This window comes from Streptomyces tardus (assembly GCF_018101125.2).
GTDB lineage: Bacteria > Actinomycetota > Actinomycetes > Streptomycetales > Streptomycetaceae > Streptomyces > Streptomyces tardus.
Genome location: NZ_JAELVF020000001.1, coordinates 4,219,798 through 4,232,259, shown reverse-complemented (window position 1 = coordinate 4,232,259; position 12,462 = coordinate 4,219,798). Strand labels below are relative to the sequence as shown.

11 protein-coding genes are annotated in these 12,462 nt (G+C 72.3%); 10 read left to right on the top strand and 1 reads right to left on the bottom strand.

The window, feature by feature from the left end; all coding sequences use genetic code 11:
• Nucleotides 1-232: 232 nt before the first annotated feature.
• The 3 genes from JGS22_RS18115 to JGS22_RS18105 all read left to right on the top strand — a co-directional run bounded on the left by JGS22_RS18115 (nucleotide 233) and on the right by JGS22_RS18105 (nucleotide 2,687).
• Nucleotides 233-1,024 (top strand): PspA/IM30 family protein, encoded by a 792-nt coding sequence (locus JGS22_RS18115; RefSeq protein WP_211039784.1) that lies wholly within the window; start codon nucleotides 233-235, stop codon nucleotides 1,022-1,024.
• 68 nt (nucleotides 1,025-1,092) lie between these two features.
• Nucleotides 1,093-1,374: a PspA-associated protein PspAA gene (gene pspAA / locus JGS22_RS18110; protein WP_211039785.1), complete on the top strand. Its 282-nt coding sequence runs from the start codon at nucleotides 1,093-1,095 to the stop codon at nucleotides 1,372-1,374.
• A 233-nt stretch (nucleotides 1,375-1,607) separates the two neighbouring features.
• Nucleotides 1,608-2,687: a S1C family serine protease gene (locus JGS22_RS18105; RefSeq protein ID WP_308405734.1), complete on the top strand. Its 1,080-nt coding sequence runs from the start codon at nucleotides 1,608-1,610 to the stop codon at nucleotides 2,685-2,687.
• A gap of 236 nt (nucleotides 2,688-2,923) precedes the next feature.
• On the opposite strand, the gene JGS22_RS18100 is transcribed toward JGS22_RS18105, so the two are convergent.
• A complete protein-coding gene (locus JGS22_RS18100; RefSeq protein ID WP_211039287.1) occupies nucleotides 2,924-3,133 on the bottom strand; it encodes a hypothetical protein in 210 nt (69 codons plus the stop codon).
• Nucleotides 3,134-3,291: 158 nt separating this feature from the next.
• On the opposite strand from JGS22_RS18100, the gene JGS22_RS18095 reads away from it, so the two are divergent.
• The 7 genes from JGS22_RS18095 (at nucleotide 3,292) to sucB (ending at nucleotide 12,455) form a co-directional block, all read left to right on the top strand.
• A complete protein-coding gene (locus JGS22_RS18095) occupies nucleotides 3,292-4,587 on the top strand; it encodes a bifunctional adenosylcobinamide kinase/adenosylcobinamide-phosphate guanylyltransferase (RefSeq protein ID WP_211039286.1) in 1,296 nt (431 codons plus the stop codon).
• Nucleotides 4,588-4,684: 97 nt separating this feature from the next.
• Nucleotides 4,685-5,776 (top strand): nicotinate-nucleotide--dimethylbenzimidazole phosphoribosyltransferase, encoded by a 1,092-nt coding sequence (locus tag JGS22_RS18090; RefSeq protein ID WP_211039296.1) that lies wholly within the window; start codon nucleotides 4,685-4,687, stop codon nucleotides 5,774-5,776.
• 166 nt (nucleotides 5,777-5,942) lie between these two features.
• Nucleotides 5,943-6,734 (top strand): adenosylcobinamide-GDP ribazoletransferase, encoded by a 792-nt coding sequence (locus JGS22_RS18085; protein WP_211039285.1) that lies wholly within the window; start codon nucleotides 5,943-5,945, stop codon nucleotides 6,732-6,734.
• Between the two features lie 143 nt (nucleotides 6,735-6,877).
• Nucleotides 6,878-8,455, top strand: a complete 1,578-nt coding sequence (locus JGS22_RS18080; RefSeq protein WP_211039284.1) for a leucyl aminopeptidase — start codon at nucleotides 6,878-6,880, stop codon at nucleotides 8,453-8,455.
• 181 nt (nucleotides 8,456-8,636) lie between these two features.
• Nucleotides 8,637-8,864 carry a hypothetical protein gene (locus tag JGS22_RS18075; protein WP_211039283.1) on the top strand — a complete coding sequence of 76 codons (228 nt, stop codon included), beginning with the start codon at nucleotides 8,637-8,639 and terminating at the stop codon, nucleotides 8,862-8,864.
• Between the two features lie 385 nt (nucleotides 8,865-9,249).
• Nucleotides 9,250-10,638, top strand: a complete 1,389-nt coding sequence (gene lpdA / locus JGS22_RS18070; RefSeq protein WP_211039282.1) for a dihydrolipoyl dehydrogenase — start codon at nucleotides 9,250-9,252, stop codon at nucleotides 10,636-10,638.
• Between the two features lie 53 nt (nucleotides 10,639-10,691).
• The gene (gene sucB, locus JGS22_RS18065; protein WP_211039281.1) at nucleotides 10,692-12,455 is read left to right on the top strand and encodes a 2-oxoglutarate dehydrogenase, E2 component, dihydrolipoamide succinyltransferase; all 1,764 of its coding nucleotides are present in this window, start codon (nucleotides 10,692-10,694) and stop codon (nucleotides 12,453-12,455) included.
• Nucleotides 12,456-12,462: the final 7 nt, after the last annotated feature.

The window sequence follows — 12,462 nt, the reverse complement described above, 5'->3', positions numbered from 1 at the left end:
TGTGGGCTGCGCCGAGGAGGGGAACGATCCCGCAACGGTGTGCGCACAGCGCTCTCCACTGCGTCGACCTGCGTTCGCTTCCTACTCCTCAGGCGGGAGACGCGGGCTCCACGATCGTCCTGGAGAAGGACCGCATCCGCACCCGAACAGTGCGGTAATGGAACCGGGCCCCGTAGGCTGGGGTTGTAGATGCTGAGGTCGATGTCCATTACGAAGGGGGCGCGCGAGGCCCATGAGCGGTGTCATGAAGCGGATGGGAATGATTTTCCGCGCGAAGGCCAACAAGGCCCTGGACCGGGCCGAGGACCCGCGCGAGACGCTGGACTACTCGTACCAGAAGCAGCTGGAGCTGTTGCAGAAGGTGCGTCGGGGCGTCGCCGACGTGGCAACCTCCCGCAAGCGGTTGGAGCTTCAGCTCAACCAGCTCAACGGCCAATCCGGGAAGCTCGAGGATCAGAGCAAGAAGGCCCTGGCCCTCGGCCGGGAGGACCTCGCGCGTGAGGCGCTGGGCCGCAGGGCCAACCTCCAGCAGCAGGTCACCGACCTGCAGACCCAGCACCAGACCCTCCAGGGCGAGGAGGAGAAGCTGACGCTCGCGGCCCAGCGGCTGCAGGCCAAGGTGGACGCCTTCCGCACCAAGAAGGAGACCATCAAGGCCACTTACACCGCGGCGCAGGCGCAGACCCAGATCGGCGAGGCCTTCTCGGGCATCTCCGAGGAGATGGGCGACGTCGGCATGGCGATCCAGCGGGCCGAGGACAAGACGGCGCAGTTGCAGGCCCGTTCCGGTGCGATCGACGAGCTGCTCGCCTCCGGCGCACTGGACGACCCGACCGGCACCGCGCGCGACGACCTCTCCGCCGAGCTCGACCGGATCTCCGGCGGCGCGGACGTCGAGCTGGAGATCGAGCGCATGAAGGCCGAGCTCGCGGGCGGATCCGGCAGCGGACAGCAGGCGCTCGAGGGCGGCAGCGGCAGCACTCAGCAGCAGTCTCAGGACACCCCTCGGTTCGACAAGCAGTGACCGGCGCGGCCCTCGCGCCGCGAGCAGTGCCGGAGCCCCTGAACAGGCCCTGGAGAAGGAGCGCAGACGTGATCGTGAGGATCATGGGGGAAGGCCAGGTGAAGCTGGACGACAGCCACTTCGCCGAGCTGAACAAACTGGACGATGAGCTGCTGGAGGAGATGGAGAAGGGCGACGAGCCCGGTTTCCGTCGCACTCTGGAAGCGCTGCTGGACGCCGTGCACCGGCTCGGCGCTCCGGTGGAGGACGACTTTCTGGAGCCGTCCGAGCTCATCCTTCCCGAGCGGGACGCCACGATCGAGGAAGTGCGCGCCATGCTGAGCGACGACGGGCTGTTCCCGGTCATCTGATCCCGCGGACAGTGCGCGCGCTCCGCGTCATCCGACCCAGCTGGTCCCCGCCCCGACGAACGCGTCGGGGCGGGGATTTTTCTGCGCCCGACCGTGGGCGGCGAACGACCGGCCGGAGCGGTGGGTCGTACGGGCGGGGCGTACGAGCGGGAGCAGGGGGTGACGGCACCGTCGGCGCACCGCGGGGGTGAGGGTCCCAGGGCATCTGCCGCCGGCTGGGGACACTGCACGCTATGCGTCGTATGTCTGGCATTCCCCGATCGGTCTGCTTCCTCTGTTGCGCGGTGCTGATCGCGGCGGGCGGCTCCGCGTGCACCGGGATCGACGGAGATCCCGCGCGGCGCGGCGACTCGCCCGCGACGCCGTCCACCTCGGTCGAACCCGCGCCCGAGCCCAGCGTCGACGAGGCCCTGGAGGGCCGGTACCAGCAGGTCGTACGGAATGTGCTCCCCTCGGTCGTGCAGATCACCACCGGCGAGGAGCTCGGCTCCGGAATCGTCCACGACCGGGACGGCCACATCGTCACCAACGCCCATGTGGTGGGCCGTTCCGAGAAGTTCGAGGTCGAGCTGGCGACCGGCGGGCAGCCGCTGAAGGCGAAGCTGGTGGCGGGCCACCCGGAGGAGGACCTCGCGGTGATCAAACTGACGGACCCGCCGAAGCGACTGCGGCCGGCCGTCTTCGCGGACTCCTCGAAGGTCGAGGTCGGCCAGATCGTGCTGGCGATGGGCACCCCACTGGGCCTGTCCTCCAGCGTCACCCAGGGCATCGTCTCCGCGGTCGGACGAGCCGTGACCGCAGGAGAGGACCAGGCCACCCTCGGCAACATGGTGCAGACCTCGGCAGCCATCAACCCGGGCAACAGCGGTGGCGCGCTGGTCAACCTCTCCGGGCAGGTCGTCGGCATCCCGACCCTGGCGGCGCGCGACCCCCAGCTCGGCGGCGGCGCCGCGCCCGGCATCGGTTTCGCGATCCCCGCGGTCACGGTGCGCCATCTGGCCGCCCAGATGATCGAGCACGGGAAAGTGGTCGATCCCCGGAAGGCGTCGCTGGGCGTGGCGGTGCGCACCATCCTCGGCGAGGACTTCCAGCCCGCGGGCGCCTCGGTGGTGCGGGTGGCGAAGAACGGGCCGGCGGACCGGGCGGGCATCCGGCCCGGCGATCTGGTGGTGCAGGTGGACGAGGAACCAGTCGCGGACACGGTCTCCCTCGCCGAGGCGCTGGCCACCCGGCAGCCGGACGACAAGGTGCGCGTCACCTTCGTACGGGCCGACAAGCGGGAACGGGCGAACGTGACGCTCGGGGAATCCTGACCCCGCGATCCGGCACGATCCCGCGATTCCGCGGAACGGTCGTCACGCCCGGGCCCGGGCAGAGATCAGTGGCGGGGAGGGCTGCTCGGCGCTCGTCGGTACGAGCCGGTTCGACGGGAGCCTCGCGCCCTCGCCGTAGGGCACTCGCCGTAGGGCACTCGCCGTAGGGCATCTGCCCTACGGAAACTGCGGCACAGTCCGACGGCGGCAGCAGTGCCCCCGCCGTCGGAAGCGGTTCAGTCCTTGGCCTCGTGCAGGCTCATCGGGCCGTAGATCTCCTTGCCGTCCTCGGAGAGCCGCACCTGGTCCACGCCGCCCTCCAGCAGCTCCCGCCAGACCTCACCGATCCAGGACTCGGCATCGCCCTGGGTGGTGAACTCCTCGGGCTCGACGGCAGGTTGGGCCTCCGTACCGTCGGACTTCTCGAACCGCCACGTCCACGCCATCGTCGCCTCCTGAAGATCACCCGACAGTGCTGTTCGCAGCGTACGTCGGAACGCGGCGGAAGCCGGGCGGTGTGCGGGAATCAGCCGTTCGACACCCGCCGCGCGCCGTCTCGCGCTGCGCACGCGCCCAACCCGGCGGGACGCGAGACGATCGGGGTGTGGAACTCACTCTGCTCGGCACCGGAGCCCCCGACGGGCTCCCCCGGCCCGACTGTCCCTGCGCACGCTGCGCGCTCGCGACCGGGCAGCACGCGCGGGCGGCGACCGCCGCACTGATCGACGGCGTGCTGCTCCTGGATCTGACGCCCGGCCCCGCCTTCGCCGCCGCCCGGGTCGGACGCTCGTTGCACGGCGTACGCCAGGTGCTGCTCTCGCATCCGCGCTCCGGGCCGCCGGTGGAGTTTCCCGAGCCGCTGCCGACCCCGGTGCGGGTCCCCGACGGCGAGGAGCTGGTGCTGCTGTCCGGCCACCGGGTGACCGCCCTGGCGCTGGACTCCCCCGGCACCGGGTACGAGGTGGTCGGGCCGGGCGGCGAACGTCTGCTGTACCTGCCGCCCGGCGGCGCGGTGGCGGGCGCGCTGCCGCCCGGGCGCGTCCGTACGGCGCCGAAGTCGGGCCCGGCGCACGGTGGTGGCGCGCGCGACCGGTCCGCCCGCGGTCGGGAGCGGGCCGAGCCGGGCACCAGCCCGTACGACCTGGTGCTGCTCGACGTCCTCGGCCGCCCCGACGGGCTGGCGCGGTTGCGCGCGGTCGGCGCGGTGGGCTCGGAGACGGACGTGGTGGCGGTGCATCTGGACCACTCCACCCCGCCGGGCGCCGAGACCGGTCGGCGGCTGGCGTCCCTGGGGGCCAGGGCCGAACCGGACGGCAGCACACTGGTGGTCGGCGACTTCCGCGCGGCACCGGAGGTCCCCCGCCGGACGCTGGTGCTGGGCGGGGCGCGTTCCGGGAAGTCGGCGGAGGCGGAACGGCGCCTCGCCGCCTTCCCCGAGGTCCTGTACGTGGCGACCGCGGGACGGCGGGACGGCGACGCGGAGTGGGACGCCCGGGTCCGGCTGCACCGGGACCGACGCCCGGCGAGCTGGCGCACGGTGGAGACCTGCGATCTGCTGCCGCTGCTCGCGCAGGACGACCCGCATCCGCTGCTGGTCGACTGCCTCTCGCTGTGGCTGACCGACGCCATGGACGCGGTGGGCGCATGGGACGAGAGGGTCTGGCACGGCGGCGGCGCCCACAGGCTCGAACAGCGGATCGGCGAGCTGGTCGTGGCGGTGCGGGACAGCCGTCGCGTCCTGGTCGCGGTCAGCAACGAGGTCGGCTCCGGCGTCGTCCCCGCGACCCCGGCCGGCCGGCGTTTCCGCGACGAACTGGGAAGGCTCAACGCCGCGTTCGCCGCCGAGTGCGAACAGGTACTGCTGGTCACAGCGGGACTGGTGCAGCCTCTGCGCGGCTGAGCGACGGCCGCGCAGAGGGTGTCGGGGACTAGATCCACCGGGCAGGCTCGGAGCCGAACACCACGGCCGGTAACCTCCCCGTATGAGTGATGACCGGCTGAACCTGGACGACTTCGGCGATCTGATCCAGCGCCCGGACGGCTCCGTCCGCCGCGGTGCTGAGGAGCGCCGGGAACGCACCGGGCTCGCCCCGAGCGCCCTGGGGAGGCTGGACGAGCTGGCCGAGTGGCTGTCGGCCGCGCAGTCCGAGGTTCCGGTGCGGCCGATCAGCCGGCCGAAGCTCGTGCTGTTCGCCGGCGACCACGGGGTGGCGGATCTCGACGTCTCGGCGCGCCCGGCCGGGTCGGCCGGCGAGTTGGTGCGGGCGCATCTGGACGGCGAGAGCCCGGCCGCGATCCTTGCGCGGCAGCACGGCGTACCGACCCGCATCGTCGACATGTCGCTGGACTGCGAGCGCGCCGGACTGCCCGCGGAAGTCACCGACCTGCGGGTCCGGCACTCCTCCGGCCGGGTCGACCTCGAGGACGCGCTCACCCTCCACGAGACCGAGCAGGCAGTGCGGGCCGGGATGGCGCTCGCCGACGAGGAGGCGGACTCCGGCACCGACCTCGTCGTGCTGGGCGACCTGAGCGTGGGCGGCACCACGATCGCGGGCATCCTGATCGCCGCCCTGTGCGGCACCGACGCCTCGGTCGTCACCGGCCGCGGCGGTGCGCACATCGACGACCTCGCCTGGATGCGCAAGTGCGCCGCCATCCGCGACGGACTTCGCCGAGCCCGCCCGGCGATGGGCGACCAGGTGGAGCTGCTGTCCGCGGTGGGCGGCGCCGACTTCGCCGCAACGACCGGCTTTCTGCTCCAGTGCTCGGTGCGACGCACTCCGGTGATCCTGGACGGCGTGGTCTCCGCGGCGTGCGCGCTGGTCGCCCACCGGGCCGCCTTCCGCGCTCCGGACTGGTGGCTGGCCGGGCACGCGAGCGGCGAGCCCGCACAGCTCAAGGCGCTGGACCGGATGGGACTGGACCCGTTGCTGGACCACGGCGTGACGGTCGGCGCGGGCGCGGGGGCGCTTCTCGCGCTGCCCCTGGTCCGGTCGGCCGCGGAGCTCGCCGCCCAACTCCCGGTGCGGGAGCCTGAGTCGGACGCGTCGACCGCGGCGGGCGCGGCGGAGATCCTCGAAGCGACCTGAGCCGCGCCTCCCCCTCCTGGCGCCCCGGCCGTCCCCACGTCCGCGCCCATCCCGGCGGGCAGCCGTACGCAGCACTCGAGCCCGTCGCGCAGCAGTTCTGCGCGACGGGCTCGCGCCGTACCGGCCGCGGCGGACCGGCCGCGGCGGCCGCTTAGGGTGCACAGCGATGAACGAAACACCGGCACACCCCCTGGACGGACCGCGCTTCGCCTTCGGCACGCTCACCGTGCTGCCCGTGCGAGTGGTGCGCTGGGACCGCACGGCCGCGCGCGGCGGCATGCTCTGGGCGCCGGCCGTCGGGCTGGTGGTCGGGCTGTTCGCCGCGGCGGCGGGCGGTGCGCTGCTCGTGCTGGGCGCGGGGGCGGCGACCGCGGCGGTGGTCTCGGTCGCGGTGCCGGCGGCGCTGACCCGCGGACTGCACCTGGACGGACTGGCCGACGTGGCCGACGGGTTGGGCAGCGGGCTGGAGGCGGAGGGCGCCCAGCGGGTGATGAAGCGCTCGGACATCGGCCCGTTCGGGGTGGTGACGCTCGTCCTGGTGCTGCTGGCGCAGACGGCCGCGCTGACGCAGCTGTACGCACAGGGGTGGACGCACGGCGCGCTCGGCTGCGCCCTGTCGGCAGTGGCCGCACGTACCGCGCTCACTCTCACCGCGCGGCGCGGGGTCGCCGCCGCCAGGCCGGACGGGCTCGGCGCCGTGGTGGCCTCGGTGGTGCCGCCGGTCGGAGCCGGCGCGGTGGTGGCGGCAGTGGTGGTGCTGACCGGGCTCGCGGTGTGGCCAACGTGGGGCGCGACGTGGGCAGTTGGGTCCGTACTGGCGGTGGCGGCGGCGTTGGCGGCCGGCGAGGGGTTGCTCCGACGCTGCTGTCAGAGGTTGGGTGGGGTGAGCGGGGACGTGTTCGGCGCGGTCTGCGAAGTCGCCGGTACGGCGGCTCTGTTGACGCTCACGCTGTGCTGAACACCGGCATGCACTCGGCGCCGGCGCCGGTCCGGGTTTCCCGGGTCGGGGCGGGTTCGAGTTCTCTCCTGGCCCGCAGGGGCCTCATCCGATGGGCGTAGGCTCTCGCCCATCTACAACCAACGAACAGGATCGCGAAGACCGTGACTGCACTGACCCTCAGTTCCTCTTCCGCCGCGGCGTTGCGTGCGGATGCCGTCGTCATCGGAGTCGTTCAGGGCGCCGACGGGGCGACCACGCCCGTGCTCGCCGCCGGTGCCGAGACCGTCGACGAGTCCTTCGGCGGGCGGCTCGCCACGACCCTGGAGACGTTGGGCGCGAGCGGGCGCGAGGGTGAGGTCACCAAGCTGCCCTCCCCAGAGGGGGTCAAGGCACCGCTGATCGTGGCCGTGGGCCTGGGCGCACAGCCCGCCGAGGACGAGACGTACGCCGCAGAGACGCTGCGCCGTGCCGCCGGTGCCGCAGCACGCGCGCTGGCCGGTACCAAGAAGGGCGCCTTCGCGCTGCCCGTCGCCGAGGACGTCGAGGCCGTGGCAGCTGTCGCCGAGGGCGCGCTGCTGGGTGCGTACTCCTTCACCGCCTACCGCGGCTCACAGAGGGCGAACGCCAAGAACGGCAAGTCCAAGGACACCAAGGAGACCAAGGACGGCGCGGCCAGCGGCGCGCCGCTGGCCGAGATCGCGCTGCTGGGCGCCAAGCCCCGCGACAAGGCCCACAAGTCGGTCGTCGAGCGCGCCGGTGTGCTGGCCGCGGAGGTGGCCCGGGCCCGCGACCTCATCAACACCCCGCCCAACGACCTCGACCCCAAGGCGTTCGCCGAGCACGCGCAGGCCGCCGCCAAGGAGTTCGGACTCAAGGCGCAGGTGCTGGACGAGAAGCAACTCGTCAAGGGCGGCTACGGCGGCATCGTGGGCGTCGGCCAGGGTTCGCAGAGCCCGCCGCGGCTGGTGCGGCTGAGCTACACCCACCCGAAGGCGGAGAAGACGGTCGCGCTGGTCGGCAAGGGCATCACCTACGACTCGGGCGGCATCTCGCTGAAGCCCGCGGGCCACAACGAGACGATGAAGTGCGACATGAGCGGCGCCGCCGCCGTGTTCGCCTCCGTGGTGACGGCCGCCCGGCTGGGGCTGCGCGTCAACGTCACTGGCTGGCTGGCGCTCGCCGAGAACATGCCCTCCGGCGGCGCGCTGCGCCCCGGCGACGTGCTGACCATGTACAGCGGCAAGACCGTCGAGGTGCTCAACACCGACGCCGAGGGCCGGCTGGTCCTCGCCGACGCGCTGACCAAGGCGGGCGAGGAGTCGCCGGACGCCATCCTGGACGTGGCCACCCTGACCGGCGCGATGATGGTGGCGCTCGGCAAGCGGACGTTCGGCGTGATGGCGAACGATGACGCGTTCCGCACCGAGGTGCACGAGACGGCGGAGGAGGCGGGCGAGCAGGCCTGGCCCATGCCGATGCCGGTCGAGCTGCTCAAGAGCATGGACTCGCCGACCGCCGACCTCGCCAACATCGGCGACCGGATGGGCGGTGGTCTGGTCGCGGGCCTCTTCCTGAAGGAGTTCGTCCCCGAGGGCACCCCGTGGGCCCACCTGGACATCGCGGGTCCCGCCTTCAACGAGTCCGGCCCGTTCGGCTACACGCCGAAGGGCGGCACCGGTGTGGCCGTCCGGACGCTGGTGCGGCTGCTGGAGCGCACCGCCGACGGCGAGCTCGGCTGACGCCGGATTCGACCGACTCCAGGCGCCTCGCGCGACGGTGGGGTTGCGGGCCGCGCTCGGCCCGCAACCCCACCACCCTCCCCTCGCCCGGTTCGCACCGGTACGTCCGCACTCCTCCATGGCGTTCGCGTCACGGCGGAGGGACACTGGTGTTCTGACGGGCGAGGAGAGGGGGCACGCCATGCCCACCACGCACGACGGTCATCGGCGCACCCGCGCACTGGGTCTTGACCTGTTCTTCCTGGTGCTGCTGGGGGTGGTGGTGTTCACCGCGACCAGCCTGGCGGCGGGCGGCCTGCCGGGGTACGCCCCCGCGGCCATCACCGCGGTGGTGGTGCTCGCGGCCTGGGCGGCACTGTCCTACCGGGGCACCCACCCCGCACACCACGGCACCCACCGCGCACACTGAACCACCCGGCCCGTCGCACCGGGAGCGGAGCACACTCGCGGAGTCGGGGCGTTCCGTGGTTCGACCGCTGCTCAGCGGCGCCGCAGGCGCTCCCCGGCACCGGCGGCACGTTCGTTCGCTCACAGCGATGCGATGGGCTACTGGTCAGTAAATCCGCGTGGTCCACCCGGTTTCAGCGCTTTGCACATGTTTGACGGCTCTCGTTTCGAACGGGTGGTCGCCCCTCGGTACGGCCCGGCGTCCCGTCGCGCGCCAACAAGTGCGAAGATGTTGTACCGGCAGGACAGGGGCCCGCAAAGCCAAGGGCCGACAACAAGCGGCCGTACATTCAGCCGCCCGGTCACAGTGGACCGGCTCCGGCGCACCCATGCATGGAGGACGTGACGTGGCGAACGACGCCAGCACCGTTTTCGACCTAGTGATCCTCGGAGGCGGTAGTGGCGGCTATGCCGCTGCCCTGCGCGCCTCGCAGCTGGGTCTGGACGTCGCCCTGATCGAGAAGAACAAGGTGGGCGGCACCTGCCTGCACAACGGCTGCATCCCCACGAAGGCGCTGCTGCACGCCGGCGAGCTGGCCGACCAGGCCCGCGAGAGCGCCGAGTTCGGAGTGAAGGCCAGCTTCGACGGCATCGACATGGCCGGCGTCCACAAGTACAAGGACGGCGTCATCTCCGGCCTTTACAAGGGCCTCCAGGGACTGATCGCCTCCCGCAAGATCACCTACGTGGAGGGCGAGGGCCGACTGTCCTCCGCCACCTCGGTGGACGTCAACGGCCAGCGCTACGAGGGCCGGCACATCCTGCTGGCCACCGGCTCCGTGCCGAAGTCGCTGCCCGGACTGGAGATCGACGGCAACCGCGTCATCTCCTCCGACCACGCGCTGGGCCTGGACCGCGTACCGGAGTCCGCGATCGTGCTGGGCGGCGGCGTGATCGGCGTGGAGTTCGCCTCCGCGTGGAAGTCCTTCGGCACCGACGTCACGATCGTCGAAGGGCTCCCGCACCTGGTCCCCGCCGAGGACGAGGGCAGCTCGAAGCTGCTGGAGCGCGCGTTCCGCAAGCGGGGCATCAAGTTCTCGCTCGGCTCCTTCTTCGAGAAGGCGGAGTACACCGACAACGGCGTCAAGGTCTCCCTGGCCAACGGCAAGGAGTACGAGGCCGAGGTGCTGCTCGTCGCCATCGGCCGCGGCCCGGTCTCGCAGGGCCTGGGTTACGAGGAGGCCGGCGTCGCGATGGACCGCGGCTTCGTCCTCGCTGACGAGTACTGCCGCACCAACGTCCCGACGATCTCCGCGGTCGGCGACCTCATCCCCACTCTCCAGCTGGCCCACGTCGGCTTCGCCGAGGGCATCCTGGTCGCCGAGCGGCTGGCCGGTCTGAAGACCGTGCCGATCGACTACGACGGCGTACCGCGCGTCACCTACTGCCACCCCGAGGTCGCCTCGGTCGGCCTCACCGAGGCCAGGGCCAAGGAGGTGTACGGCGCCGACAAGGTCGTCTCGCTGAAGTACAACCTCGCGGGCAACGGCCGCAGCAAGATCCTCAAGACCGCCGGCGAGATCAAGCTGGTGCAGGTCAGGGACGGCGCCGTGGTCGGCGTCCACATGGTCGGCGACCGCATGGGCGAGCAGGTGGGCGAGGCCCAGCTGATCTACAACTGGGAGGCGCTGCCCGCCGAGGTCGCCCAGCTCATCCACGCCCACCCCACGCAGAACGAGGCGATGGGCGAGGCGCACCTCGCACTGGCCGGCAAGCCGCTGCACTCCCACGACTGACATCACGTCGGGCGCGACTACACTTCCGCAATTCGTAAGGAGCAACCGAAACCATGGCGGTTTCCGTAACCCTGCCGGCGCTCGGCGAGAGCGTCACCGAGGGCACCGTCACCCGCTGGCTCAAAGCCGAGGGTGAGCAAGTCGAGGCCGACGAGCCGTTGCTCGAGGTCTCCACCGACAAGGTCGACACCGAGATCCCGGCCCCCGTGTCGGGCGTGCTGTCGGCCATCAAGGTCGCCGAGGACGAGACGGTCGAGGTCGGCTCCGAGCTGGCCCTGATCGACGACGGTTCCGGCGCCCCGGCCGCCCAGCAGGCCCCGGCCGCGCAGGCCGAGCCGGAGCCCGAGCAGGCCCCCGAGCCCGCTCAGGAGCCGCAGCAGGCCCCGGCCGCGCAGGCCGAGTCCGCTCCCGCCGCGCCGCAGGGCGGCTCCGCCGAGGGCACCGAGGTCGTGCTTCCGGCGCTCGGCGAGAGCGTCACCGAGGGCACCGTCACCCGCTGGCTCAAGGAAGTCGGCGACGAGGTCACCGAGGACGAGCCGCTGCTGGAGGTGTCGACGGACAAGGTCGACACCGAGATCCCGGCTCCGACCTCCGGCACTCTGCTGGAGATCGTCGTCGGCGAGGACGAGACGGCGGAGGTGGGCGCCAAGCTGGCGGTCATCGGTTCCGGCTCGCCCGCCCCGGCAGCCGCCCCGGCACCCGAGCAGCAGGCCCCGGCCGCGCAGCCCGAGCCCGAGCCCGCGCCCACCCCGGAGCCCGCGCCGGCGCCCAAGCCCGAGCCCGCCAAGCAGGCACCGGCGCCCGCTCCCGCTCAGGCTCCCGCCGCCCCGGCGTCCGCGCCCGCCGCGTCCGCCGCGTCCGCCGCGTCCGCCGCGTCCGCTCCCGCGGGCGAGGCTGCGTACGTCACCCCGCTGGTGCGCAAGCTCGCCGGCGAGAACGGCGTGGATCTGAGCAGCGTCAAGGGCAGCGGCGTCGGCGGTCGCATCCGCAAGCAGGACGTGTTGGAGGCCGCCGAGGCCGCCAAGTCCCAGGCCGAGCAGGCACCTTCGGCGCCCGCCTCGTCGGCTCCGCGCACGCCGAAGCTGGAGGCCTCGCCGTTGCGCGGCCAGACGGTGCCGATGTCGCGGATCCGCAAGGTCATCGCCGCCAAGATGGTGGAGGCGCTGCAGAAGCAGGCGCAGCTCTCCACCGTCGTCGAGGTCGACGTCACCCGGGTCATGCGGCTGCGCGCCCAGGCCAAGGAGGGCTTCGCCGCACGCGAGGGCGTCAAGCTCTCGCCGATGCCCTTCTTCGTGAAGGCCGCCGCCGAGGCGCTGAAGGCCCACCCGGCCATCAACGCCAAGATCAACGACGACGGCACCGTCACGTACCACGACACGGAGAACGTCGGCATCGCCGTCGACTCCGAAAAGGGCCTGATGGTCCCGGTCATCAAGGGCGCGGGCGACCTCAACCTGGCGGGCATCGCCAAGAAGACCGCCGAGCTGGCCGGCAAGGTCCGCTCCGGCGGGCTCAGCCCGGACGACATGTCCGGCGGCACGTTCACGATCAGCAACACCGGTTCGCGCGGTGCGCTGTTCGACACGATCATCGTGAACTACCCGCAGGTCGCCGAGCTCGGCATCGGCGCCACCGTGCGCCGCCCGATGGTCGTCAACCACCCGGACCTGGGCGAGACCATCGCGATTCGCGACATGGTCTACCTGACCCTGTCCTACGACCACCAGCTGGTCGACGGCGCGGACGCCGCCCGCTACCTGAGCGACGTCAAGGCCCGCCTGGAGGCAGGCGAGTTCGAGGGCGAGCTGGGTCTGTAACCCCGCT